Raw genomic sequence first — 24,989 nt, forward strand, 5'->3', positions numbered from 1 at the left:
CTATCGGGCTCTTTATTTATAGAGTACGGTGAATATATTTACCGCGACCGTTGGAGGCCACGGGTACCCCGTGATCGACAATGATTTCTCCTCGACTGAGTGTGTATACAGGCCAGCCTGCGGCTCGTTTGCCTTCATAAACGGAATAATCGCTGTCCGAATGCAGAAGCTCCGGAGTGATCGTCTTCCATTCCTGCAAATCGACAATAGCCAAGTCCGCATCCGCATGAACCTCGATCCGCCCTTTGCCGGGTAAGTTAAACGAATCGGCAACCTGCCTGGAGGTGATGTCGGCAATCCGCTCAAGCGGAATGCCGCGCTTCAGGTAACCTTCGGTGAGCATGAGCGGAAGAAGCGCGCCTGCGCCTGCAAATCCGTATTGGGCATCCCAAACGCCCGGCCCGGATTTGTACTTGACATGCTTGGAATTCGGCACATGATCCGTTCCGATAGCGTTGATCCAACCGCCGGCAATCCCTTCCCACAATCGGTCCTGATCCCATTGCGTGTGTACGGGAGGCCCCACCTTGGCATGCAATGTCGGTTCCTCTTCCGTCAACGTTAAATAATGGGGACAGGTCTCCACCTTGACGCCTTTGCTTGTCAGCCATTGGATATTTTCCAACACATCCACGCTGGCCCCGGAGCTAAGATGTACCAAGAACACGTTGCCGCCCGCGATATGATTTAAATACACCGTGCTGAGCAGCGATTCCGCTTCGGCATACCCCGGGCTGGTCTTCGACCATGTGCGGAGGCTGTCTTCCACATCCTCCTTTTTCAGCTTGCTCGTCAAAGCGCGGTTTATATCCATGTTCTCGCAATGAATCGCAAGCAGCAGCTTCGGAGATATTTCCCTGAACTTAGTCAGCAGACGCATCAGGTCGTACGAAGAAAGATGGATTCCGTTGCCGATCTTGAATTTGTCGTTTAACTGGCGCTCGTAATTGCGGAAAAACTTGAAGGAAGTTACGCCGAGCCTGTCAACATATTCCTCCAGCTCCTCAATATGCTGCTCGGTCAAGATTCCCAGGCTGTAGGCAAAGTCGATATAGCTGTTGCTCTCTCCGGCTTCTTTCCATTTCGGGAATAACGAATGATAGCTTTCGGGAGCCCGGTCATAGTTGACTAGTGTCGTAATACCGCCGACCGCGTGCTCCTTGGTGCCCCGAAAATCATCCTCGACCGAATTGTATATCCCTAAGTGCTGATGGGCGTCGATAACGCCGGGTAATATATGCAGTCCCTCCGCATCTAAAACCTTTGCCGCCTCCGGCAGCTGCTCCGGACTGTAGATTCCCGCGATCTTTCCGTCACGTATTCCGATATTCGCCTTCCTAACCCCGTTTCCCGGAAAAACCACGTCACCGTTCTTTATCAACAGATCCAGCACCATACCGCCACCCCTAACGTTGTAAAGTATTGAAGTAATCGATTACTTCATCCGTATCCGGAACGTCGCAATATTTCATCCAAAGGTCAAGCAAACCGGCCTGATGGGACAGCTCAATACGGTCATATACCGCATCCGCCACCACACCGACATTGTAATTGTGGGTAACGGCATCCACCGCACTGGCACGAACGCAGCCGCTTGTCGAACCTCCAACAAAAATCAGTGTGTCCACACCCATCTTGATCAGGTAACTGATGAACGGAGTTCCGAAGAAAATGCTCGCATAGCTCTTATCCACGACCAAGTCATTCTCTCCCGGCTCCAGCTCCTTGACGATCTGTGTTTCAGGCCGGCCGTCAATATACTTGGAATTGTCCCGTTTCGCCTTCGTCGCGAAGGAATCGAACTTGATCGATTTCTTTTGGACATTGCGGGTAAAAATGACCGGTATACCGTTTTCGTCGGCAGCATGTTTCAGCTTCCCGACTTGTTTGATAGCCGCATATGCCTTCTCTCCGCCTCCGCTTGGCCAGCGGTCCAGCTGCTCCTCGATAGGAACGTTATCTCCGACGTAGTTATATTGGATATCGATAATGACTAACGCCGGCTTCTTGCCGAAACCCCGGCGCTGTCCGTAGCCGCCTTTTTCAATGACCAGCCTGTCGACCGGACTTAAAGCCTGCTCCCAAATATGCATACTGCTCTCCGCTCCTTCCACTTGTTAGAACCTCTTGAATGCATACTTATGTATAGTAATCCTTGAAGCGCCGGTGATTATAACCCAATCTCAAGGAGATCTTCTTTGCCGTTTCGCAAAGCTCCCGGGTTAGAATGTCCGTCTTGGAGCTGAGTCGTTCTATCGGCCCCGATAAGGACACACCGGCAACCAACTGCCCGGTTGAGTCGAAGATGGGAGCTGAAATCGCCAGCGCCCCTTCAATCCGATTACCGGAGCTGATGCAGTATCCGTGTAAACGAATCTTCTCCAATTCCTTCATTAATTCCGTTTTCTTCTCTACATCGAAATTTTCCCGGCCTATCAGGTATTCCGCTTCTACTTTCGGCAAGAATGCAAGAAGCGTCTTGCCCGCCGCCCCAAAGCACAAGGAATTGCGTTCGCCTACCTTAATAAAGTTCCGGATATGATGGGGGCTCTCGATCTTCTCGATACAGACCCGTTCCCCGCGATCTACGATATTCAGATTCACCGTCTCAGAAGTAGTTTGATTCAACGACTTCATCAGCGGATAAGCCAGCCGGCGCAAATCCATTCCTGTGGAATACACATTGCCCAGATCAAAGAGCCTGAAGCCCAGCCGGTATTTCTGCGTGTGCATATCCTGCTCGATATAATTTTTACTTTTTAACGTGTTGAGAAGCCGGGAAATCGTGCTCTTCGGCAAATGGATTTCGTTGGCTAAATCAGCGATGGACTGCTCCTGCTTTTCAACCGTAAAGCAACTTAATATATCCAGAGCCCTCTCCACGGATTGGACGAGATCGCTATCTTTCTGCTTCAAGAACAACACCTCCTTTATGGCAAACCATTCTACGATACGGAACGAATTCCACATTTTGGTGAGGCATTTACAACCCCCACACCTTCAATGTAATGTTTCATTCCATATCGCGGAACGATTTCCGCTTGAATTTTTCCCATTCTAGCACCGCACCCTCCCCCTGTCAACTGAAAGTATGCAGTTTCTCATGGTTAATGTTAGATTATATAACACAAGTTATCGCACTTTTTAATATCCATCCCCTTTTAAACATTCGATATCTAGCCATCGGGGATAAAAACAACTTTTTGATTGACGGTTGGTGTTACCTTTGCTATCATTTCGAAAATCTCTTGAAAAACCATTCCATAAGGTGGAATTTTACCGCTATTGCGGAACGAATTCCGCATTATGGAATGATGAGGGGTGAAAAAGGAGGGTAGCGGCCCGCAGTTTCTCAATAGTTCTTAATGTACTAGACAGTCTTATTGCAGAAGATCAGAGAGAGGGAGTGGCTGGAATGTACAGGAAACCATGGAATAGGTTTATGCTCAGCTGGTTTGTGTCAATTATGATTTTGTTGTGTGCCGCTCCATCATATGCTGCCGAAGCCGAACAGAAATCGGAAATCGTCATTGAGGATGTCTCCGTTACGATGAGTGACGGCATCCGCCTTTCCGCCAGGGTATATCGTCCGAATGACGAAGGGAAGTACCCCGTCCTGTTAAGCAGAACGCCTTACGGGAGCGGAGCTTTCCTTCAGGAGCAGGGAAAAGGCCAGTACAGCGCACAAGGTCAACAGTTTGCACGGGACGGATACGTAGTGGTCGTGCAGGATGTAAGAGGCGTAAACGGCTCGGAAGGCGAGTATTTGGTATATGAAAACGATGCGCAGGATGGCTACGATACGGTCGTGTGGGCCGGAAAGCAGCCTTGGAGCAGCGGGAAAGTAGGGACCTTCGGACATTCAGCGATGGGCTTCACTCAGATGCTGTTGGCCCCCCTCCAGCCGCCGGGCTTAACCGCCATGTATGTAGGGGTTGCCCCTTCCAATTATTTTGAACAAAGTCTGTTTCAGAACGGAGCGTTTCGCTATGAATTTCAAGTGTGGATCGCTTCCGTCAACGTCAGTAATGCCAAAAAGATGCTGGATAATGGGGAAATCGCCAAGGAAACTTATGATGAAGTCGTGAAAGTATCGAAAGAATTCGCGAAATATCAAACCTTTTTACCTTTAGCAAAGTTTCCCCACCTGGATTTACTCCCTTATTACAATAAGATTATCGAGCACCCCTTGGACGATGGGGCATGGGATTTCGCCAACATTGAAAAGCAATATGCCGACATCAATGTACCTGCTTATTATTTTGGAGGCTGGTATGACATCTATGCGGACGGTCCGATTACTAACTTCTTAGGCGTACAAAATAATGGAGGACCTCAAGCAAAAGGCAACCAAAAGCTGCTGATGGGGCCTTGGACGCATGGCACGATCGGCGACAGCCCATTATTCCCTGACGATCAGGTAGATATTTTCGGCAGTGAAATGAAGCGCTGGTTCGATTATTGGATGAAAGGGATCGATACCGGTATTATGGCGGAAGATCCTGTCCGTTACTATGTCATGGGTAAGAACGGATGGACGACATCAAAAACCTGGCCGGCAGCTGCGACAGATTCCGCTTTCTATCTGGACGGTGGCATCAGCGGCAGCGCTCAATCTTTACATGACGGGACCCTGCACACGATGCTGACTGCGGAGGGGACGGATGAATTCTCGTATGATCCGGCGAAACCGACGATGACGATTGGCGGTCAAAATTTCACTTCTATCGCCGGACCTTCGGATGAACGTTCCAACGAATCGGGAGCCTTAACGTACACGACGGAACCGTTAAAAGACAACATGGAGATGACCGGACCGGTAAAAGCCGAATTGTACGTTTCGTCCGACGTTAAAGATACTGACTTTGTAATTAAAATAACGGATGTAGCGCCGGATGGAACCTCCACACTCATCATGGATCGCGTACAGCGCGCCAGATATCGCGAAGGACAGAACAAAGAAGTGTTTATGGAGAAAGGTCAGGTTTACCGACTCGATATCGACATGGGAAATATGAGCCACATGTTCCAAGCAGGGCATCGGATCCGTGTGGCCATAACCGGGAGCAACTTCCCGAAATACGATCGAAATCCAAACACAGGTAACGCTTTCGGCGTAGATGATGAAGAGGATTTTCAAGTAGCTCATAATGTTGTTTATCATACGGCGGAATATCCGTCGCATGTCGTTCTCCCGTTAACTTCGAATGTTGGCACGGCACCGACTGATCCTGTTCTGGATACTAAGCTATCACAGCTTGGGAACAACTTGATCGCTATTCGGAAAGCTGCCGAAGCGGCGGGTTATCGAGTAACCTGGGCGGAGAATACGGCACAGGTGAAATTGACCAAGGGGGAACAACAAGCAGTGATTACGATCGGTTCAACAGAAGTATTATTCAATGGAGCCGCAATACCAATAGTTGAACCGGCTCAGATCATTGACAACAAAACTTATGTGCCTATGGATTTCGTTGAGAAAAAATTATTGCCCTCTCTCCAGTGAGTCCACACAAAACGGCAATATGAGGCAATAACAATACATGGAAGGCCTGTTCGCCTGCTCCACGGGGGCGGATAGGTTTTTTTTATCTTTAACGTGGCAATAAATATCCCCCCTTGTATTCGGCTCTCCTCTCGTTGTGTTGGTTCACCAATTTGACAACAGCACCCACACGTAATAAAATGTTTTTACGTAACATACAATTGTATCGTCGGTAAGAAAGCAGGTGCTCTCGTGATCCCGGAGATTGAAGAATCGTATCGCATCGAAGCCCCGGAGCAAGCGCTGGCGATGCTGAATCCGCTTCGCGGCGAAATTTTGTCGCGGCTCGTGGAACCGGCTTCCGCTGCGGAAGTGGCGCGAATGATCGGGGAAACGCCGCAGCGCGTAAATTACCATCTCAAAACATTAGAAAAAGTCGGACTCGTGCGCCGCGCCGGCACACGGCAGGTGCGCAATTTGGTGGAGGTGCTGTATCGGGCGATCGCCAAGACGTTCGTTCTGTCGGAGTCACTGGGCATGAAGCCGGAAACCGCGCGCAAGCTGCAGGATCAAGGGGCGTTGGCCCATCTGATCCAAACGGCGGATCGCGTCAGGCAGGATGCTTTGCTCCTTATGGAGCGCTCGGATGCAGCCCAGCCGGTGCCCAGCGCAACGCTACAGTTGATGGTTCCTTTGGGCGATGAACGAGAACGCGAGCGGTTTTTGGCGGAGTACGTTGCCGCAGTGCAAGCGCTGGTTCAGAAGTACACAGACTCCGCAGCAGCAGATCGCGGCGAGTCGAAGGTACCGTATCAAATGGTTGTAGCGGTTTACCCGACGCCAGAATAAGGAGGATGATTTGAGAATGAGCGAGACAAAGCAAGATGACCAAAAGGTAGTAGAACTGGAGCGTTACCGTCAGGAGCGCACGGAGCAAGAGCGAAGCGTCGGCGAAACGGAGCATGTTTGGGAACGGACCTCGCAGCCGCTGCTTCCCGGTTCTGAGCTCAACGGGGAGCATAGCGTTCGCATCGTGAAAGTGTCGTCCGGGTTCGGCAGACTGCAAATACCTGGCCTGGCGCGGAAAGAAACATCCCGATGTATGGCTGCATAACACGATGAATTCAAGGAGGTTAAGCAGATGAGTTACATTCCTATGGTTGTAGAGCAGTCCGGACGCGGCGAGCGTTCGTACGATATCTATTCCCGGCTGCTGAAGGATCGGATCATTTTCTTAGGTACCGAGGTCAACGATCACTCGGCCAATGCGATCGTAGCCCAGCTGCTATTCCTCGCGGCGGACGACCCGGATAAGGACATCTCGTTATACATCAATTCGCCGGGCGGTTCGACCGTAGCGGGACTTGCCATTGTTGATACGATGAACTTTATCAAGCCTGACGTATCTACGATCTGCGTTGGGATGGCGGCCTCGATGGGCGCGGTCATTCTTACCTCCGGGGCACCGGGCAAGCGCTACGCGCTGCCGAACTCCGAGGTTATGATTCATCAGCCGTGGGGCGGCGCGCAAGGTCAAGCGTCGGATATAAAAATCCGGGCGGATTGGATACTGCGAACGCAGAAGCAGCTGTACGATATTATTGCAAAAACGACGGGGCAGCCTTATGAGAAAGTGGAGAAAGATTCCGATCGGGACAACTATATGACTGCCGACGAGGCCCGGGCATACGGCCTCATCGACAAAGTGATCAAGGCAGGCGAATAAGGCCTTCGCGGGAACGAGTCAGCGTCTCGAAGCCTTGTTCGGTAATGAAATAGCTGTTTTCAATACCAACGACGCCGCGGCCGGGGAATGTGAACTTCGGCTCAACGGCAACAACCATTCCGGGCTCGAGCTCGTACGTGAAGCCTTTCGCCAGAACGGGCAGCTCGTCGATCTCGAGCCCGATGCCGTGTCCGAGAAACTTCACTTGATCGGCGCCGAAGCCCATGAAATGGCCGCTCAGCCCGGCAGCCTCCACGAACCGCAACGCATCCAGATACAACGATTCGCAGACCGAACCGGGACGGAGCGACTTTTCCGTAAGGCGAAGCACTTCCTCCGACAGCTCGTAAGCTCGCGCCAATTCTTCTTCAAGGTCGCCCAGCACCGCGGTTCGAGTTTGGTCAATGACATAGCCCTCGATGCAGCAGCCGATGTCAATTAAGATTGGTTCGTTACGGCGAATGGCCCGACGTCCCGAGCTCTGCGGGGCAGCGGCGCTGAGCCCTTGGCCGCCGGCCGGTCCGTCAAAATAAGTCGGCATTGCGGCCGCCGCTCCCGCTCCGACCATCCCGGTCAGTAGCTCTTGGTTATAGCCGCGCATCCGCATAAGCCCTAGGTGGCCGTGCCGTCGTATCGTTTGCTCGATGACCGCCATCAGCTCCACTTCTTCCATGCCTTCGCGAAGCGACGACAGCGCCTCCTGCAAAGCCACATCAATAACCCGGGCGGCTTCCCGGATCCAAGCGATCTCCTCCGCCGATTTGATCATCCGTATCTCGCGGATCAACAGCGAACCGTCCACCCAGCTAACATTCGGCATCGCACTCTGCAGCCGTAAATACTGTTGAACCGGCAACACGTCAAACTCCGTCGCAACCAATATGGAACTCGCGGCAAATACTCCGGGATAACGATCGACCAGCTGAGAGGCCAAGGTGCGCAGCGAGCCTAGCGGTATTACCTCGGCGGCTGACTCCTCCTTAGCCCGAACAACGCTGCGTCGAACGAAATAAAGAGGCTCTCCGTCGGCCGGCACAAACACAAATCCCGTCTGCATAGAGCCGGTTAAGTAATAGATATCGACATTCTGGGTGGCAAGGAAGCCTCCGATTCCTTTGCTCTGCAGCTTTTGCTGCAGCCGCTCCCAGCGCCGAACGAAAGTTTCTCTGGAATACGAATGCATACGCGGCTCCCTCACTCATCATACACGAGCCATCAGCAGCCCGTGATGTACTTTAGCCTAACAGTACAATGACGATGAGAATTTTGCAAAGGGGGCTCGATATTAGTAAACCATCTCTGCGGAAGATTTAATCGTCCAAGTAATCGGACCTAGTACATTATAGGTGCGAGGGAAAGAAAGCCGGACGATGGCCACGACCCCAGGCCGCTGCAAAGTGACGGTATACCCGTACGCCGTATTCATATACGTAAAAGGAAACGTTTCATTTTCATTAATAACGGTCCAATCGACCAATTCGACTTGCGAACGGAGGAACGTTCCCGGGAGAGGCGTCATATTACTGTCCAACTGCAAATTTTGCTGCAAATATTCAAGAGCTACGCTTCTGGCCGCAGCCTCATCGATGGAGTGGATTCCTCTGGCCAGCTTCGCAGCGTCACTTTGCTGCGCCGCAGCATGAACCGCATGGTTGAGTCCACGCTTGCCCTGAAACAAAGTAAACATCGCTAGTTCTTCATCCGTCTGCAGCGCATACATCATAAACAGGACGACCGACATCAGGAAAAATAGAAGCAGCTTGTACATCCGGCACCACTCACCTTCGTCACGGCACGTACTCGCTCATCTTCATGCCCGTCGCGCTCATCGTATCGGTTTCGGAAGGTACCGTAATTCCAATTAATCGGTCAATGAAAAACAATCTCTCATAAGGATACCGGATCGTCAGCTTGATCCCGGTGCCCCTCAACACCGGGGAGCTCGAGTTCATTCCATTCACTCCGCTTGTCGTCGTAACGGTGTATTGAACCAGACCGGGATTCAAGCCTCGCTCAGCCAGCCGCAGGCGCGACTCGCCGATAGCCGTGTCATCGATAAAACCTCGCCTCCCGCTAGCCCCTACCTCAAGCATATAATCGACCTCCTGCTGCAGCACCGCCTGACGAACCAGCACGACATGCTTATACATCGGCGCGAACATAAACCAGCAAAGAAGCGCAGCGAATAGCACAAATACGAGAATCTGCTTCATGGGTCCATGCGCTCAATCGTATCGTTAATTCGTCCTCCACCGTTCGTAATGAGCATCTTCGTTCCTGTCGGTCCGGCGACAACTGCTGAGTAAATCGCCAGTACCACCATAACGAGCATCGTCGTAATCAGGATCGATTTCATCCGGGGCCAAGCTCCTTCCCTATGGCTGCAAGTTCGTAATATTCGTATTCGCCGTCGTTCCATGTGTCTGAATATTGGCCCGCATACCGGTTCCGCCGTTATTAATAATTGAAGTGAATAGCAGCGCCATAACGATCATCATCATTACGGTAATCAAAATATTTCTCATTTCTATCACATCTCCTCATCAAATAATTGTTTAATTTAAGCTCTGAAACAGCTTCTGGCCTTCCATAATCCAAGGGTACATAAACACGCGAAACGTATTCAAAATCGGCAGCCCTGCGATAACGAACAGTACGTACGATACCGTCTCCTTGCGCCCTTCCTTGGCTAGCTCCAGCTTTTCCTTATAGTCCTGAACTCGTTCGCGGAGCAGCGAATAATAGCTGTCATGCTCATGAAGGCGCAGCGCCTGCAGTGTCTCGGCGAAGCTTCTCGCTTCATCCGTCCCGAGCCGGCGTCCGAAATCGGCTATCGCTTGTCCCGGTTCCTGATACCATTCCGCAAGCAGCCTCTGCATAGCAGGCCGAATCATGCGAGTCGGACCGACGCATCGCATCAGCTTGAGGTGCAGATTCATTTTCGAGCCGGTGAAATACAACAGCTGACTGCTTACGATATAGATCTCCTTGACGATCCGATGGCTTCGCTGAACTTTCCACTGCTCAAGCAGCTTCCCGTCAGCAGCTAGCAGCACTGTGCATATCGCGCCGGATAAGGCAACGTACATCGCTTCGACAGGCAGCAGTGACGGGTTCTGCAGCCCGGCAGCCCCAAGCCCGACAACTGCAATGCTACAGATCAACAGGCCCCTTCGAACAGTCTCGTAAACAACGGCCTCCGTCTGAATGCCCGCTCCGTGCAGCAGCAGCTGCTTTGCCGTAAGCTTCCCATCGCTCTTCGAAACGAGCAGCAGCCTCGAGCCGACTTCCAGCAATCGCCCGGCCAAAGCGTTAGCGCTCGCACGGTTCCAAGGCTTCCAGCGTACCGGACGCTCGGCGGCTCCTCGCAGCAGCCAGTAGATGGCAACATACCCTGTAATGCCGATCAAGCTCCAGCTGCCGTGAATGATGACGTTCCACCACGTGTACGAAATCGCCAAAGCATCACATCCTTCTCATTGACAAATAAATCCCCATCAAGAACGAGGCGAAAATGAGCAGCAGCGCATCCAAAATCATATTGCGCCCTTCCGGGTCCAGCACGTAGTACAAGTACGAATTGTCCGGATTAATTTTCACGTTAATTGCCAGAAACAGAGCCAGAAACAAAATCGGGGTGAAATTGGCCACGCGAATTTCCAGCAGGCGGTTCCGCTCGGCTTGGTCGGAGCGCTGCGCCCGGCGCATATCCGTTATGAGCTCCTTCATATTATCTGAAATGTCATTCCCTTCCGATATGGCGACACGAAGCATTCCCGCAAAATACTCCGCCCATACATGCCCCAGCGACATGACAAACACACGCAAGCAATCTTCAGGCTCCCGTCCCGTAAGCAAATTGCGGTGCAGCTGGTCGAATACGGGCTTGATCGGGTACAGGATTCGATTTTCCTCCATGCATACTTGCAGTGCCGTCTTCACGTTGGTTGATCCGCTTACCCGATAATATTGATAAAACACCTCTACAGCCGGCAAAAACTCCAGCCGGTTACGCAATCGCAATCCGATAAGCCTAAGCCTGAGCACGATATATGGCATGGCACCAAGCATAAACGAGAGAAGGAGCGCCCCTTTGGCATTACGGAAAAATAAACCGCCCGCCGTCATTCCGAGCAGCATCAGCAACACGACGATCATGACAAACAGCCCTAAACTGAGCCGGGTTTGCGATGCTTCAATCAAGTGGTGAAGATGTCCATGGATGGGACGAAGCCGCGATAGCCACCCGGACAGCTTGCGGTCCAGCCTTTGATCTTGCACATATTGCAGCCGCGCACGTGCGGTATGACGACTTACCAAAGCTTGCAATCCGGCAAAGAGCATCATGAAAAACAGAAGAAACAACAGCATGAGCAAGCTGATCAGGGCTAACGCATTCATTCGGATAGGACTCCCAGCTCTTTTAACTTGTAATATCCTTGCTTATCGCGTTTTTGAATTCGTTTGGCCGCCTCCGCCGACAATGAGTTGAATCGCAGCCACACGCCCGTATCCTGCTCGTAGCGAATGATATCCCTGACAATCACTTCTCCAGCTTCATAAGCGTACTCCCCGATTCGCACCACTCTCCTTTTGGAATTTACAATGGCCATCTCAATACCGATTTGCGTTACGTACTGTGTAATCCGCTTCGTCAACCGCTTCGAATCCATCCCCCTCCCATCCAACATGCACATATCGGTTATCGCGTCAGGAGCATCCTCCAGCTCGTTGACGTGGACGGTGGTCATACTGCCTTCGTGGCCTCTGGTGCATGCCCGAACGTACAAATTCGCATCCTCGTCCCTTATTTCTGCGTGAACGATACGTTTCGGCGACTGACGCAGCGCCAGCTTAAAGGCTTGGTCGCCGGCATGCTTGACGTCATCCTCGTCGATTTCGTATTCAATCAGGTTTTTATTCGGAAAATCCCGTTTTAACATCAGCTCGAACCGGGATTCAATCGTGACGATCCGTTCATGATCATCGATCTCGCCGATCAGCGCCTTCATGAGATTCGTCTTCCCCGAGTTGGTAGGTCCGATAATAACCAAATTGAACTGTGCCCGCAGCAGCGCAAGCAAAACATGCAGTCCCGCTTGATCGATCGTATCGATACCAGGCTCCGCCAAAGCGGCAAGGCGAAAATGCTGCATTGTATAAAAACGGATCGTAAGCGTCGGCTGAGCCGTAAAGCCAAAGCCCGTCATCGTCACGCGCGACCCGTCCCTCAGCCGCACCTCGGCCCAACGCTTGCGGGGATTTAAAGTGTCATTATTAAACAAAACTAAATTTTGTTGAATTCGCTCCAGCTCCTTAACCGAAGCGAACTTTACTGAGGATCGAACCGGCTGACCTTGCCTCACCTCAAACACATCACAGCCTACGACTTGGATTTCCTCGAGCCCTTCCTTATTTTTCAGCACATTCTCGAGGGGTCCCATCCCGATCAGCTCGGCAAAGATCGCTTCCGCTAGCGTCGTCGTACCGTAAGCGGCCGGGGGCAGTCCGGTCAATCGTTTTCTGGCGATCAAATCCTGGATGACCGCGAGCAGCTGCTTACGCTCCAGATCATAGCCAAGTATCGCACGATGCAATGTTTCACTGAATCGCTGCCTGTCTTCCTCACCTTTACCTTGCCCGGTTACAAGCTCGGTTCTTATATCCGCTACGCTGGCTGCGAATTGGAGCGCTTCTTCCGAGGCCGGTTCCCGTGCAGGCTCCTGCTCCTTACCAAGATTCGCTTCCTTTCGAGCACTGGCATAGGCCGCTGCGGAAAATTTCTTTTGATTCATCAAGACACAGCCGCCACCCTGGGCAGTAGTTTACGGAGCCAATGCTTCCTGCCGCTGGCCGAATGTTTCTTCTGAAGTCTATGAAGCAAGACGACACTTTGTACGATTGGCTCTAAATTAGCTTGAAGCTCCTCCGATTGCTCCAAAACGCTTGCAAGCTGTCCGCGATTCACCGCCGAAAACAGCTCCGGCATACGGTTTACCTCCGCAAGCACGCGCATCTGAGTTTCCTTGCATATATCCTTGGCGCGTATACCCCCGTAAGCCTGCGGCATACATTGGGTCACAATAAGCTCGAAAGCATCCGGTTTAATACCGAAAATATTTCCTAGAGTATGCGTCCAGCGGTTCATATCCTCCTGAAAATGCGTAATTTCGCCTGTCGTAACGAGCATTCGCGTATCGGCGCGGATAATGCCGCAAAGCGTAGCCGCATTATCCCAATAGGCGTTGACGTCGACGATACATACGTCGAACGCTTCGCGAGCCGTTTCCAACAAATGTTCAATCTCTTCCGCCGTAAAAAATTCCGCTTGCTCCCGCAGCATGTTTCCGTACAGCACATGCAAATTCGGATGCTCCTTCACTTGCTCGCAATATTGCAGCAGTCTCTCCTTCGGAAGCGTGCCGCTCTTCAGCTCAGCCCGAAGCACATCCAGCGAATTGATCCGGCTGTCCCGGCCCATGTAGCGGTGCAGCTTTGAGCTCTTCAGGTTCAGGCACAAGTACCCGACCTTGTGGTCTGTTGTTGCCGCAAGTCTCCAGGCCGTTCCGAAAGCAAGTGTCGTCGTTCCGATATTTGGCGTTGAGCCGAGAAACAGTACAATTTTACGCTGGGATTGGCTGCTCTCGTCCCCGTCCCCTCCGATATGACGACGAACCTCGTCGCAGATGGCCCCTATACTTCTGCCGGGCGGCACCCAGGAAGCCTCGTGAGCCAAGCACAGCTTTAAATACTGCTCGTTGACCGATGATTGATGGTGGTTGGACAACAGCATCAGCAGCTTCGCCTTGCGGTTTTGCTCCCGTAACGTCTCCATCGTCTCCGACAATCGATCGAAGTCGGTCAACCGGTCCGATACGATAATGTACTCATAATCGCTGTTCCGGCTCGACTCACAAAGCTCCTCTACGCTGCCGAAGGAATCCCACTGCTCTCTCGCCGCTCCGCGGAAAGGCACCAGCTTTTCGGATAAGCGCTCATCCTGCACACACAACGCAATTTTCATCATACTTTCCTCCCTACGGTTTGTTTTCATTATTGTTCTCCAGCAAGTGACGATGCCGTGAATGCGATCACTAGCTTGGTCTTCTTCGTACTGCACAAACGATCGATCGTCATCCATTGTTCTTCCGTCAAGTTCAGATTGATATGGTCGATCGGACCGTTCGCTTCGAGCCTCGATAAGTACATCTTCACTTCGTCTCCTTCTGCCTTTGATTGAAGATTCGAAGACTTCGGATTATCGATCTCTACGTTGGCCGATGTCTTGACGGAAGCGACGGTGATCTCTTCCTCAAACAGCTTCCGGGGGCCGCCCCCGTCTGTCGACGAAGCGTACACCTTGACTTGGTCCCCTGCCCGAATGCCGTTCGAAATGCTGAGCACATACTCTTTAGGTACCTGGAAAGTGGCTTGGTTCGGCCTCGGCAGCAGATGCAGACGATTCAGCTTCCACGCTAGCACCGGCTCCCCTCTCCCTAACGGTATGACTGTTTCTTTGCCTACCAGCTGTTTCTTGTCGGTCACCATGCTGGGCGATAAAGCAGCTGTAAAGACCGGCTTGAGTTCCAGCATCTCCTCCGTTATTACCGCGCCCGCGCGTATAAAGTCCTTCGGTACAACGACCTGCACCGTTTGCTGCAGAGAGATTTGCCGAACCTGCAGGACATAGACCCCATACACCATCGCGATTGAGCAAACAGCCGCCACTGTGCCAATGACCAAATTTCTACGGCGGTTCATACTCACATCCCCTCCTTGCAACGAAAAAAACGCAAGCAAACGGGACATACCCGGATGCTTGCGTTCTTCGCAAAGCGTTACGTGTTTGATAGTTATATATTACTATATAACCCACATATTGTATACCCTAATCTACCATAAAACTATTGAATCCGATGTACGCCGACAGTTTCCAGCACCTTTCCAATAATGCGAACGGGAATTTCTCGATTTTTTACGACACCGTTGGCATACCGAATTTGAAAATGAACCGGCTGCAGCCCTTCCGGCAATCCGCCGGTTAACAACAGCAGCTTCTCGTCGAAAAGCTCCCCCGCATAACGATTCGGCTCGCCGATCGATGTCAGCGTTGTACTCAATAGTAAATGACTGCCGTCTGCCGCCGTCGTATCGATCCAAGCCGTTACCGTATCGACCGGAGCCGGAGAACTGGTGGCTTGCACAACAAAGATTTCACCGGAATAAAAATCTTTCGGGTTCGTCACCGTTTCGTGTCCTTGCTGTTCATGGTAACTTCGCCATTCGGGCGTATGTGCAACCTCCGCTTCTAAGGTTAGAGGGGTCACTGAAACATTTTTTAATACCGTTGCCGACTCGATGCCGTCGGATACGGTTAACGAAACCCGATAAACGCCCGGCAAGGCCGGCTGAATAGGCGGTGCGTTCCAACTCGTATAAGCTGCAGTCCGATTATCAGGATCTACGACATCCCAAACATAGGAGAGAGAATCCCCGTCCGGGTCGCTCGATAAATTGGTGAAATGGACAGCGTCTCCCTCCCATATCGGCTTCGGCGCCCAATCGAAATCAGCTATAGGCGCCCGGTTTATTCGAAACCACTTATCGGGCGACCACGCCGACCAAGCTAAGCCGTCATACACTCTAACCCGGACACGAAGCAACTGACCGTAAGGCAGATCCTTGTCGACAGCGAAGCTCCCCGATGACGATGAGGTGTTTTGCCAATGCTCCCCCGATGTGAGCACCATGACGGTATTGTCCTCATTTCTTACTTGGATTTCGAAGTAGGAAAATATCGTTCCCGGATCCGGATCGGTTTGACTCCATGTAAACGTTGGCCGAACAGTCGGAACGATCGTCGGTGACGCAGCTGAAGCTCCGCTAGGAAATGTCATTGCCGCTTCCGGCGGACGGTTCGTAATGAACCAGCCGATATTGGACCAGGGCGACCATGCCGCACTGTCCGAAACCATAACCTGAACTTGGTATTTCTGCCCTTCTTGCAGCAGTGTATCTATTTTCCATTGTCCAGTCGGCGAATCCGAATTTTGCTCAAAAGTTTTGTCAATGATCAGTTTTCCCGTTGCATCCCGAACAGAAACACGAGCTTGTGCGAAAATCGTTCCTGCATCCGGATCGGATTGATGCCACGTCAAAGTCGGGGTCAAACTCGTTACATACGACGGATTATCGAACGTGCCATTCGGGAAAGTCAGCGTCGCGGTCGGCGGTTGATTCGCCGGCACGAAGGTAACGTTGATGATTTGCTCGTACCAATCGGACCATGCCCCGAATTCATCCTTGACGGCCATTCTTAACGTATACGCACCGGTTTCGGTTGGCCGTGTCAGTTTCCCTGGAGTTGTAACACCGCTCGGCGAAGTATACATGTACCGTTTATCCATAATCCCATGGGTCAAGCTGTAATCAATCCCCGTTGGCTCTGTTGAATAGTTTGTAACACTTAGCCAGCGGTCCGGGTCATAGCTGCAGGATTCATCCCAAGCAATCGTGCCGTCCGGATTGGTGGCCAAGGTGAAACAACTGATCGGTACCCGGTGTACGGTAATGTAATGTGTTGCAGGGTCTGAATATTTTCTGAACGATGCGAACGTATTATCCGGATATCTGTAGCCGGCCGGTGCCGGATCGTCCGGAATCTCGTAGTCCACTTTATACACACCAACCTTGGTTAGCGTCGGTCCCGGGTTGGTAAGCACAACGTTATTGTAAGTGTTGACGCCCGGTGGATCGGATGCGCCATCGCCAGCGTCCAAAAATTTATACGGCTGTGTATTGGTGAACGTCCACTTGGCCAGCGGCTTGATTTCCGGGTCTTTGTCAGGGTCATCGAATATCGCGTTGTACGTGATGGGTTGATTGACAATCGCCACGTTTTCCACTGAGACATCTACGAAATCATAAGTGAGCGCTGTGAAGTTCTTCATCATCATGTACGGCACTTCAGCGTACGGACCGTATTTCCCCAGATTGAATGTATTATCATAGACATCAATTAAAGGAAGTCCATTTACATATATGGTTAGGTGAGTCCCGCGCAGCTTCACTTTGAAGTCATAGTAGGTGCCTACTGCAAAATTGTAAGCCGATGTGCCAAGTACAGTGCGAGTCCCGTTAACGATTTTCGTCAGCGTAACCGAATCCGGTGTAGCTTCCAGCCTGTACATATTTTTATGATCCTGTGATCGGAATCCAACGCCCGCCGCAGCCGTATCGCTGTAGGTCCTACCGCTGAACTTTAGTTTATACAAAATGTCACCATTCTGAATGATGTTGCTGCCGGTCAAATAACCATAGTTATAGGACTCCGCAGTGCTGTCAACGTCACTCTGAATGGTAAGCTCCCAATATTTTTCATAGGTGCTTGAACCGTCCGTTCTCTCCTCGTAGAGCACTTTAAGGCGTCCGTCTTCGGTTAAATGGATTTCGCTTACCGTTCGGGTCACGGTGGAGGAATCGTAAACGATCCGTGCGCCGTCCATACCGATTTGAGGGTCGATCTCTGTTTCCTTAGCCATCGTCTTCAAGTTGTACACTAGTATGTTTTTTAACGACACGGCCAAGATAAGCTTTCCATCGCGCGAGACTTCAGCCGCTACTTTGGCGTCCGGGTAATGCGGAGCTCCGTATACATTCTTAAACGCATATGTTCCAATTTGGCCGCCGTCAGTCGTTACGCCCGTTGTCATGTTATAAAACATCAGGGTTTGCGTGCCATTGCCACTCGCGTATACTCGTTTCACATACGCAACGGTGTCTCCATAAACACCCAAATACTGAATGCCGGTTTCATAACCTGAACTAAAATCAAGTATCACCGCACCGCTATAATTATCGCGGACTTGGTATTTTAACAGCTCAGCATAACGGCTTTCTTCTTTGATAATGATCGCATTATTCGCACTCGAAATCGCCTCGACACTGACGTTTGCATTGTACATCTTGTCTTTTTTTGAACGCGGAACAAATGACGGATCGCTCGTCCACAATCGCTCTGTTCCCGATGGATCGTACTTGTCCAAGACGCAATACGAACGTTCATTAGTTGAGAAATAATCCCCGTAGATATCACACCTGTTTTTATAGAGATTTCCTGCATAGTCTTTAACAAATGTCGCTATCCCCGTAGACTTACTTGCTGTGTAATAGGGCGGTGTCCCATATCGTGTTCGGTATTCTTCAACCTCCATCGTATTGCCTTCCTTTGTTACAGAAGGAGATTTCCACGTCGATGGCGGGGGCGGCTCGTATTCACTCCGATCTGGAGCATAGCGATAGCTAAGGTACGATTTGTATTGATTTCCTTGCCAATAAGGGTTAATCGTACTGTTGCCAAGCCATGGGACTGATCTAAAGTTTTTCAAATCACTTACGCGGAAATAGTAATCCGTCCATTGGAAGGTATTGTTATAGGTACTTGTATCCGGATACTTCCGCATCCAAATCATATTGGCTTCGGCATTGATGCCCATTAGTTCATAATCATAGAAATTATATATCTCAGGGAAATATTTTTTTTGATACTCGGCCCCGATGTAAGGTGTTGCCGTAAAAGAATTTCCCCTTGGGATATCCGGATTATCCTCATTGTAAAAATATGAGCTGGAACGCCACAACCTCCGATCCAACCTTAAACTATTTACGAAAGACGGCGTATAACCCCAAATCGATGCGTTGCGTTCAATTCTCGTCCATGACTTTGTTACGTTATTACCCGTAATGGACTTGTACGGGGCAACCGTATTCATGCCTATAGTCTCGATAGCATTTTCAGTGGATTCGAAACTGTAATTTTTGTTTACGGAAGCGTTAGTCACGGACGAAGCACTCCAAGCAGCCGAATTGACAAACGTGTTGCCGTCAATCGAAACCGTAGTAATGTTCGGCGGCTGCGGCTGCGTCCCAACTGCCGAGAAGTCGGCTTCCGGCGCTTGGTTGACAACCGAGAAGAAGAAATCCTTGGTGGCTGTTTTCTTTAGGCCCAGCCCCTCTTGCAGATAGATGTTGATCTTGCAGTTACCCAAATGAGTCGGGGTGTAGGAGAATTTCCCAACCGAATCGAGCGTCATCGTCTGCGTGATATCATCGGCGTAGCTGCCGTTGTTGTTCATGTCGCATGTCAATTTGACGACATGCTTGGCAATAGGATCTCCGTCCGGACTTTCAGAGGCATCGGTAAATTGCATCGGTGCCCCGCGGACTCCAACAGGCGTGTAAGTCAGTTTAGGGATCGGCGGCAAATCTTCTAAGACTGTTAAGACTTTGTACGCAGTTTCAGCCGATCTTAAACCGGCAGAGTCCGTAACGTCTAGTTTGATGGTGTAATCTCCGTAAGACGGATAGATCGGCAACACCGTTCCATACCAGTCGCAAGTTGCGATGGTTCGGTCAGCGTAGGGCGAATAACTGTTTGCACAGCTGATCGCCGGTGTATAAGGCCGCCCCTCGATCACCTTGGGAGGCAAATCGATTACCGGGATGGGGGGAGGATCGACGACCTTTAAGGTGACATCTATCGGTCCTTTAAACCCGCCTCGTCCATCGAAGGCCGTTACTTGTATCGTATGGGTTCCTCTAACGTCAGCTTTGATCCTGCTGAAATGTTCGCTGTTTGCATCTCGCCATTCTCCGAGCCCGCGAATCCATTCACTGGTGCTGTTGTCAAAGTCCCAAAAGTAGGTGATGAAATCTCCGTCGGGATCGTAAGGCGTTCCGTGGTCCGTCGGTGTTTGGGGGCGAACTACGGGTCCCAAGCTGACGGTTTCGCCAATCGGCACCTGCTTTATTTTTGTACCGTAGCCGTTCGCATAGTCATCTTCGTTGAACCAGCTCGCTTCAAATTCCGGATTGCTATTTCCAGGATTAGAAATGACCGTAATGGTTCCTGGACCAATCGTTTTCTTTGTTCCACAACTTGTCGTGATATCGTACTGTACCGTCAAAGTGCCTACTGTAAAACCATTGTAGGGACTTGCAACAAATGTGTCGTAGAAATCCCCTGAACGATCATACTCGTAAATCTTGGTCAGAACACCTTGTTTGTAAATAACCTTACCGTCCACTAATGTACAACCCGGGCTCGGTCCGCCACTTACGTTTACATCGCGGAACCATGTCGTGCTGCCATCCCCATACTTCACAGTAGGCTGTGTAACATCAATTGTACCTGTGATGACCTCTGGCCCTTCGCTGCTCCCACCTCCGCTGCACGATGAAACAGGAGTAATGGCTTTGGTATAGCTGTTGTCGTCCTCATTCTCTTCGTTAATATTATTCCCGCTGTCAACGAATATGGTAATTGCTTTCATTGTGTTCAGTGTATAGGTGAATGTTCCTTTCTGTGTGCTTCCCGAGAACTGTGTGGCGGTGATCGTTAAACTGTCAAACTCTACATTATCCGCGCGGAAGCTGACCTTGAACGGTTGTAATGAATCGATGCCCGTGTTGGTAAATTGCCAGTTGAAGGTGGTTGCCTTACCGATCTCAACGCATTTGTCTGCGAAACTAACGTTGGAGAAATTAGGTTTAAAGGTCGGCTCGTAGGTAATGTCGACGGTAACGACGTATTCGTAGGTTTTGGCTTCCCAATGGACGTCGGCGGTCATGTAGTAGTTGCGGGTGTTAGCGTCGACTTGTTCGAAGGACCTTAGATCAGGTTCGGTATCGGTAAGGAATCGACGAACATAAACTTGTCCAGTACCATCGCGGCCTTTCCCCCAGTGGTATACTTCTGCATCAGGGTTTTGTGCATTGGCCCTTGATTTTTCCGTCACTTTGATGCTTGATTGATCTATCTCGGAAAAGTTGACGATGGATGTGCTGATGCAAACATCTCCAGGATCTTCATTGAGGTCTTTGCACATTTCGTTTGGTGCAGGTACATCATATTGAGCTGTGACAGCAGCCCCGTTCCAGTCGTAGTTGGGTTTCAAGTCATTAGGGTCCCTCCCGAACGTGTATCGCAGGTTAATGGGATAGTGATTTATCCCGAAATATGCGTTATTGGCCTGATTAAGGCCGGCATCGGGAAGTATTCCAGGTGCTTTTTCGTTTCCCGTATCTACAAGGATAGGATCACCACAATTCACAACTGGGCTTACAGTATGACAAGCTTGTAAGTATTGGTCGAAATTGGGGATTTGCGTTCTATATGGCTCATAGAGATCTGGACTCCCGCCTCGATGGTGCCATAGCCCTTTCACTGATGGTTTGTCTGGGTCATTAGTTTTGTAAACATAATGACCGGGTCGGGAAACAGTCCAGGCATACACCTTGTGCTCTTTGCCTGTGGCATTGAATGTAACAGCGTTACCATTAAGAGGGGCAGTTACCTCCGTCCCGTTTACTTTTACAACAGCCTTCTTAATGTTTCCAGGACCTAAATCGATTCTCATGTTATCGTAACTATTTTTTGGTAAATACTTTCTTGGAGGGGTGTCATCTAAACTGTTTGTCGCTAAATTGATATATTTCGTATAGGTTCCGGATGCAGGAGGCGTGGCTGCAAATGCTTCTCCAACGGGTAGCAGAGAAATTAGTGACTGCATCAATAGTATTAAAGATGTTACATATGCAATCACAGTTTTTATGCGCATGATGTTCTCTCCTCGCTAAGAGGTTCTACTGTCATGTTGAAACTGCATCTTGTTTGGTATCGGTCAACGGTATGTCACGACCGGGTAAAAATATCTTCAGTGGGTATGGTTCTGTACCATCCAAAAATTTGGCATTTCTTTTTTTGTTTTCAGTGTACATAATCCAGCCTTCCGTTTTCCCTACCTTTGATGTGTTCAGCGTATAAACTGTTGTGCCTTCTCCAATTGGGCCTTTACCTATGATTGGCATCAAAGTGTTATACATATTGATGCTTCTTGTAATTGGATCTGAAACCTTGTTGTCAATAGAAAAATACAAACTTACAACCAACAGGTCATCGTAGTTTGATAATGGGTGTGACGATTTTGAATCATAATCAATAATCTTCCTCGCAAGAGGATCTTCTTTGTTCGCTAAGTCCGTCATCCGAATCTTATGGATCGTTACGTCAATATTATCGTTAAATGCATACTTGATCGGCAGCGGCAAGGTCGGCGTGTTTGCATAGACCCTTGTATTCGATCCGGTTAGTTCCAGATCGGCATTACCGAGTGCAAGCTTGTCGACAGGTAATTTCTTTCCCGACTTTGCAGACAATATGCGCTCGATAATAACCACGCTCTGCGCTCTCGTAGTTGCTTCATTCGGGGCTAGCTCACCACCGGTCAGACCATTGATAACACCTAAACTCACTGCCTTATACATCGCCGACGTATCATACAAATGCGCTTCTTTGGGCCTCGACTTTTCATCGAGAAACCTCACCGCCAGCTTGGCCATCTCTATGCGTGTCAGATTATGATCAAACTGATCGGAAGGGAAATCCTCCGCATGATAAATACCGCTGTTAAAGACGTAATCCACATACGGCGCATACCAAGCACTTCCCTGACTTGCCGTCGCGACTTGTTGTTTCGTTGCCACTGCAAGCATCTTCATAAACTCCGCTCTACTAACGTTCTGATCCGGCCGGAACGTACTATCCTCATACCCATCCACATACCCGTTCTCCAGTGCCTTAAGCACGGAATCCTTCGCCCAATGATTCGATATGTCACGAAGCTCCACCGTTGCAGTACTTGCCTCTGCTACAGGAAGTACCTCGCTATCTTTGCAGCCGGAAGCCATCAACACACTAGAGATAACTCCGATCACCATAATTTTCTTGTACACCATTCGAACCCACTCGCTTTTCATCGTATTTTTTAACCACCCTTTGCCCACAACTAAAACCAAACATCGACTAATTATGTGCATTCCCAGTATGTCACACCCCATTCCAAGCGTCTACCAGAATTCGCCATATATCCTAAACAAAACAAAACCGCCTTTGACGACAGCTCAAAAAGACAGCTGCCGGCAAAGGCGGTTCTTCCGCACAAGCCAAGCTAGATTTACCCATAGAATAGCAGAGTTTGAACCTACACGCAATACCCGAAACGATAAATTTCCCGGGCAATTTTCGACGCGATTCTAGCGCGCCTCAACCTCGGCTAATGTCGGTAAAGCTGGAATCGCCCCGCGGCGCGTTGTCGTAATCGCCCCCACCCGATTGGCAAAGCCGAAAATCTCCGTACAAACAACCAGGTCGCTGACAGCATCAACAAGCGTCCCTGCTGAGACTCCCCGCTGAGCTAATTGGTACAAGAAGCCCCCGACAAATGCGTCGCCCGCGCCGGTGGTGTCGACCGCGTCCACCGATACACCGGAGATGTGGATGTCGCTCGATGTCGTCAGCACACGGCAGCCGTCCGGCCCCAATGTCACTACGGCGACTTTCGCCCCCATCTGAAGCAGCTTACGCGCACCTTCGACCAGCCCTAAGCCCAGCAAAAACTCAATTTCCTCTTCACTCACCTTAACGATGTCCGCAATCGCTATATGCTCTAATATCTCAGTCCGAGCCTGTTCCGCATGTTCCCACAACGGCAGACGTACATTGGGATCATACGAAACTAACGCTCCAAGCTCCCGGGCGCGGCGAGCCGCATCCAATGTTGCCGTACGACATGGCTCTGCGATGAGCGAAACGGATCCGAAATGGTATACGGCCGCATCCTCCAGCCATGCTCCAAGCACCTCATCCGAACGAAGCAGCATGTCCGCCGCAGGGTGGCGATAAAACAAAAAATCCCGCTCCCCATCCTCACGCAGAGAGACAAAAGCTAGTCCTGTACGTGCTTCATCTGTTTCAATAACGGCAGCATCCACTCCCGCCTCTTCCAACGTCGCCCGCAAATGCGCGCCGAACGGATCCGCTCCAACCTTGCCGATGAAACGGCTCGCCCCGCCCAGCTTCGCAACTGCTGCCGCTACATTCGCCGGAGCCCCTCCCGCTGCCCGCCGAAACGCCGGTACATCCGCCAGAGCTTGACCATTCGATTCCGGTACAAAATCAATCAACAGCTCGCCTAAACAAACGACTTTCCGAACCATTATACACGCCCTCCATCCATCCATATGCTTCCAGCATACCAAATGCGTTTGCCGAATACCAATCCCTGCTGGTGCAGCAAAAAAAACGCCGGCCGCAGCCGACGTTTTCCATCAATCTCCCTTATACTTCACAGCGTGAAATATAAACTCCGTTGTTTGTGTGACCATTTCTTCAAGCGAAAGGCTTTTCTCCGGTTCCGTCATGAGAAACCGAAAGTAGTCCCGCTGCTTGTGCATTAGAAGCGCCCCAAGCGCAAACATCAGCGTGTTATCTAGGGACTCGAATTCGAATACGCCACGCTTCCGGCCTTCGGCAAGCAAGTCTCTGAATCGGGACCATAGTGGAAAGGTGAACTCCTGAAGGAATGCAATCCGCGACGACATGAGTGCGATCTCCTGCTGCACAATGGAAATCAGCTCCGGTTCGCGATACCTCATGCCGACCACTTCCCGGATAATCCTGCGAATGCCGATAACCGGGTCTTGCAGCTCATCTTCAAATTCCGGCAGCCTCGAGATCGGCATAAATTCCTGCAGCATCGCCTTGAGCACGTTCTCTTTCCCGCCAAAATAGTACGAAATCAGCGCCACATTCACACTCGCCTCTTCGCAAATTTGCCGCACGGAGGTTGCATCAAAGCCTTGTTTGGCAAACAGTCTCTTGGCGGTTTGCAAAATTCGCATTTTTACGTCGGATTCTACAGTTGGCATCTAGCTGCACTA

The 24,989-nt window shown here is 50.6% G+C and carries 21 protein-coding genes; 4 read left to right on the top strand and 17 right to left on the bottom strand.

From position 1 onward, the window contains the following. Positions 1 to 16 precede the first annotated feature (16 nt). Genes ACFFK0_RS07385 through ACFFK0_RS07395 form a run of 3 tightly spaced genes read right to left on the bottom strand, consistent with a single transcriptional unit; the run spans position 17 to position 2,916 of the window. Positions 17 to 1,396: a dihydroorotase gene (locus ACFFK0_RS07385; protein WP_377469416.1), complete on the bottom strand. Its 1,380-nt coding sequence runs from the start codon at positions 1,394 to 1,396 to the stop codon at positions 17 to 19. Between the two features lie 10 nt (positions 1,397 to 1,406). Beyond that, positions 1,407 to 2,093 (bottom strand): isochorismatase family protein, encoded by a 687-nt coding sequence (locus tag ACFFK0_RS07390; RefSeq protein WP_377469418.1) that lies wholly within the window; start codon positions 2,091 to 2,093, stop codon positions 1,407 to 1,409. Positions 2,094 to 2,139: 46 nt separating this feature from the next. Then, on the bottom strand, positions 2,140 to 2,916 hold the full coding sequence (locus tag ACFFK0_RS07395) for an IclR family transcriptional regulator (RefSeq protein WP_377469419.1): 777 nt from the start codon (positions 2,914 to 2,916) through the stop codon (positions 2,140 to 2,142). Between the two features lie 499 nt (positions 2,917 to 3,415). Here ACFFK0_RS07395 and ACFFK0_RS07400 point away from each other — a divergent pair, with 499 nt between their 5' ends. The 4 genes from ACFFK0_RS07400 to clpP all read left to right on the top strand — a co-directional run bounded on the left by ACFFK0_RS07400 (position 3,416) and on the right by clpP (position 7,211). Further along, entirely contained in the window at positions 3,416 to 5,506 is a 2,091-nt protein-coding gene (locus ACFFK0_RS07400) for a CocE/NonD family hydrolase (protein ID WP_377469421.1), read from the top strand. A gap of 231 nt (positions 5,507 to 5,737) precedes the next feature. Continuing rightward, the gene (locus ACFFK0_RS07405; RefSeq protein ID WP_377469423.1) at positions 5,738 to 6,334 is read left to right on the top strand and encodes an ArsR/SmtB family transcription factor; all 597 of its coding nucleotides are present in this window, start codon (positions 5,738 to 5,740) and stop codon (positions 6,332 to 6,334) included. A 16-nt stretch (positions 6,335 to 6,350) separates the two neighbouring features. Continuing rightward, a complete protein-coding gene (locus tag ACFFK0_RS07410; RefSeq protein WP_377469424.1) occupies positions 6,351 to 6,599 on the top strand; it encodes a hypothetical protein in 249 nt (82 codons plus the stop codon). A gap of 27 nt (positions 6,600 to 6,626) precedes the next feature. Then, the gene (clpP, locus tag ACFFK0_RS07415) at positions 6,627 to 7,211 is read left to right on the top strand and encodes an ATP-dependent Clp endopeptidase proteolytic subunit ClpP (protein WP_377469425.1); all 585 of its coding nucleotides are present in this window, start codon (positions 6,627 to 6,629) and stop codon (positions 7,209 to 7,211) included. Here the strand turns inward: clpP and ACFFK0_RS07420 are convergent. The 14 genes from ACFFK0_RS07420 to ACFFK0_RS07485 all read right to left on the bottom strand — a co-directional run bounded on the left by ACFFK0_RS07420 (position 7,195) and on the right by ACFFK0_RS07485 (position 24,977). Then, positions 7,195 to 8,394 carry a M24 family metallopeptidase gene (locus ACFFK0_RS07420; protein WP_377469426.1) on the bottom strand — a complete coding sequence of 400 codons (1,200 nt, stop codon included), beginning with the start codon at positions 8,392 to 8,394 and terminating at the stop codon, positions 7,195 to 7,197. The genes clpP and ACFFK0_RS07420 overlap by 17 nt on opposite strands. Before the next feature lie 102 nt (positions 8,395 to 8,496). Next, positions 8,497 to 8,979 carry a hypothetical protein gene (locus tag ACFFK0_RS07425; protein WP_377469427.1) on the bottom strand — a complete coding sequence of 161 codons (483 nt, stop codon included), beginning with the start codon at positions 8,977 to 8,979 and terminating at the stop codon, positions 8,497 to 8,499. A gap of 19 nt (positions 8,980 to 8,998) precedes the next feature. Beyond that, the gene (locus ACFFK0_RS07430) at positions 8,999 to 9,424 is read right to left on the bottom strand and encodes a hypothetical protein (protein WP_377469428.1); all 426 of its coding nucleotides are present in this window, start codon (positions 9,422 to 9,424) and stop codon (positions 8,999 to 9,001) included. Further along, positions 9,421 to 9,567: a hypothetical protein gene (locus ACFFK0_RS07435; protein WP_377469429.1), complete on the bottom strand. Its 147-nt coding sequence runs from the start codon at positions 9,565 to 9,567 to the stop codon at positions 9,421 to 9,423. The genes ACFFK0_RS07430 and ACFFK0_RS07435 overlap by 4 nt, the downstream gene beginning before the upstream one ends. A gap of 19 nt (positions 9,568 to 9,586) precedes the next feature. Beyond that, positions 9,587 to 9,736 carry a hypothetical protein gene (locus tag ACFFK0_RS07440; protein WP_377469430.1) on the bottom strand — a complete coding sequence of 50 codons (150 nt, stop codon included), beginning with the start codon at positions 9,734 to 9,736 and terminating at the stop codon, positions 9,587 to 9,589. Positions 9,737 to 9,766: 30 nt separating this feature from the next. Continuing rightward, positions 9,767 to 10,672 carry a hypothetical protein gene (locus ACFFK0_RS07445; protein WP_377469431.1) on the bottom strand — a complete coding sequence of 302 codons (906 nt, stop codon included), beginning with the start codon at positions 10,670 to 10,672 and terminating at the stop codon, positions 9,767 to 9,769. A gap of 4 nt (positions 10,673 to 10,676) precedes the next feature. Then, on the bottom strand, positions 10,677 to 11,612 hold the full coding sequence (locus ACFFK0_RS07450; RefSeq protein WP_377469433.1) for a type II secretion system F family protein: 936 nt from the start codon (positions 11,610 to 11,612) through the stop codon (positions 10,677 to 10,679). Further along, a complete protein-coding gene (locus ACFFK0_RS07455; RefSeq protein WP_377469481.1) occupies positions 11,609 to 13,006 on the bottom strand; it encodes an ATPase, T2SS/T4P/T4SS family in 1,398 nt (465 codons plus the stop codon). Before ACFFK0_RS07455 ends, ACFFK0_RS07450 begins: the two co-directional genes overlap by 4 nt. Next, on the bottom strand, positions 13,006 to 14,238 hold the full coding sequence (locus ACFFK0_RS07460) for a CpaE/TadZ family protein (RefSeq protein WP_377469435.1): 1,233 nt from the start codon (positions 14,236 to 14,238) through the stop codon (positions 13,006 to 13,008). Before ACFFK0_RS07460 ends, ACFFK0_RS07455 begins: the two co-directional genes overlap by 1 nt. Positions 14,239 to 14,264: 26 nt before the next feature. Then, positions 14,265 to 14,972 (bottom strand): SAF domain-containing protein, encoded by a 708-nt coding sequence (locus ACFFK0_RS07465; RefSeq protein WP_377469436.1) that lies wholly within the window; start codon positions 14,970 to 14,972, stop codon positions 14,265 to 14,267. A 143-nt stretch (positions 14,973 to 15,115) separates the two neighbouring features. Further along, complete coding sequence (locus tag ACFFK0_RS07470; RefSeq protein WP_377469438.1) at positions 15,116 to 21,829, bottom strand: glycoside hydrolase family 78 protein; 6,714 nt, start codon at positions 21,827 to 21,829, stop codon at positions 15,116 to 15,118. Between the two features lie 31 nt (positions 21,830 to 21,860). Next, a complete protein-coding gene (locus ACFFK0_RS07475; RefSeq protein ID WP_377469439.1) occupies positions 21,861 to 23,027 on the bottom strand; it encodes an S-layer homology domain-containing protein in 1,167 nt (388 codons plus the stop codon). 276 nt (positions 23,028 to 23,303) lie between these two features. Further along, positions 23,304 to 24,266 (bottom strand): PfkB family carbohydrate kinase, encoded by a 963-nt coding sequence (locus ACFFK0_RS07480; RefSeq protein ID WP_377469440.1) that lies wholly within the window; start codon positions 24,264 to 24,266, stop codon positions 23,304 to 23,306. 111 nt (positions 24,267 to 24,377) lie between these two features. Then, a complete protein-coding gene (locus tag ACFFK0_RS07485) occupies positions 24,378 to 24,977 on the bottom strand; it encodes a TetR/AcrR family transcriptional regulator (RefSeq protein WP_377469441.1) in 600 nt (199 codons plus the stop codon). Between the last annotated feature and the right edge of the window lie 12 nt (positions 24,978 to 24,989).

The organism is Paenibacillus chartarius, from assembly GCF_042432825.1.
In the GTDB taxonomy this organism is placed as follows: domain Bacteria; phylum Bacillota; class Bacilli; order Paenibacillales; family NBRC-103111; genus Gordoniibacillus; species Gordoniibacillus chartarius.

Excerpts from the sequence above, each read along its gene's own strand:
- ACFFK0_RS07400 (WP_377469421.1), top strand. The coding sequence starts at position 3,416 with ATGTACAGGAAACCATGGAATAGGTTTATGCTCAGCTGGTTTGTGTCA.
- ACFFK0_RS07410 (WP_377469424.1), top strand. The coding sequence starts at position 6,351 with ATGAGCGAGACAAAGCAAGATGACCAAAAGGTAGTAGAACTGGAGCGT.
- clpP (WP_377469425.1), top strand. The coding sequence starts at position 6,627 with ATGAGTTACATTCCTATGGTTGTAGAGCAGTCCGGACGCGGCGAGCGT.
- ACFFK0_RS07475 (WP_377469439.1), bottom strand. The coding sequence starts at position 23,027 with ATGAAAAGCGAGTGGGTTCGAATGGTGTACAAGAAAATTATGGTGATC.
- ACFFK0_RS07440 (WP_377469430.1), bottom strand. The coding sequence starts at position 9,736 with ATGAGAAATATTTTGATTACCGTAATGATGATGATCGTTATGGCGCTG.
- ACFFK0_RS07455 (WP_377469481.1), bottom strand. The coding sequence starts at position 13,006 with ATGAATCAAAAGAAATTTTCCGCAGCGGCCTATGCCAGTGCTCGAAAG.
- ACFFK0_RS07390 (WP_377469418.1), bottom strand. The coding sequence starts at position 2,093 with ATGCATATTTGGGAGCAGGCTTTAAGTCCGGTCGACAGGCTGGTCATT.
- ACFFK0_RS07460 (WP_377469435.1), bottom strand. The coding sequence starts at position 14,238 with ATGATGAAAATTGCGTTGTGTGTGCAGGATGAGCGCTTATCCGAAAAG.
- ACFFK0_RS07485 (WP_377469441.1), bottom strand. The coding sequence starts at position 24,977 with ATGCCAACTGTAGAATCCGACGTAAAAATGCGAATTTTGCAAACCGCC.
- ACFFK0_RS07435 (WP_377469429.1), bottom strand. The coding sequence starts at position 9,567 with ATGAAATCGATCCTGATTACGACGATGCTCGTTATGGTGGTACTGGCG.
- ACFFK0_RS07465 (WP_377469436.1), bottom strand. The coding sequence starts at position 14,972 with ATGAACCGCCGTAGAAATTTGGTCATTGGCACAGTGGCGGCTGTTTGC.
- ACFFK0_RS07385 (WP_377469416.1), bottom strand. The coding sequence starts at position 1,396 with ATGGTGCTGGATCTGTTGATAAAGAACGGTGACGTGGTTTTTCCGGGA.
- ACFFK0_RS07430 (WP_377469428.1), bottom strand. The coding sequence starts at position 9,424 with ATGAAGCAGATTCTCGTATTTGTGCTATTCGCTGCGCTTCTTTGCTGG.
- ACFFK0_RS07450 (WP_377469433.1), bottom strand. The coding sequence starts at position 11,612 with ATGAATGCGTTAGCCCTGATCAGCTTGCTCATGCTGTTGTTTCTTCTG.
- ACFFK0_RS07425 (WP_377469427.1), bottom strand. The coding sequence starts at position 8,979 with ATGTACAAGCTGCTTCTATTTTTCCTGATGTCGGTCGTCCTGTTTATG.
- ACFFK0_RS07480 (WP_377469440.1), bottom strand. The coding sequence starts at position 24,266 with ATGGTTCGGAAAGTCGTTTGTTTAGGCGAGCTGTTGATTGATTTTGTA.
- ACFFK0_RS07470 (WP_377469438.1), bottom strand. The coding sequence starts at position 21,829 with ATGCGCATAAAAACTGTGATTGCATATGTAACATCTTTAATACTATTG.
- ACFFK0_RS07420 (WP_377469426.1), bottom strand. The coding sequence starts at position 8,394 with ATGCATTCGTATTCCAGAGAAACTTTCGTTCGGCGCTGGGAGCGGCTG.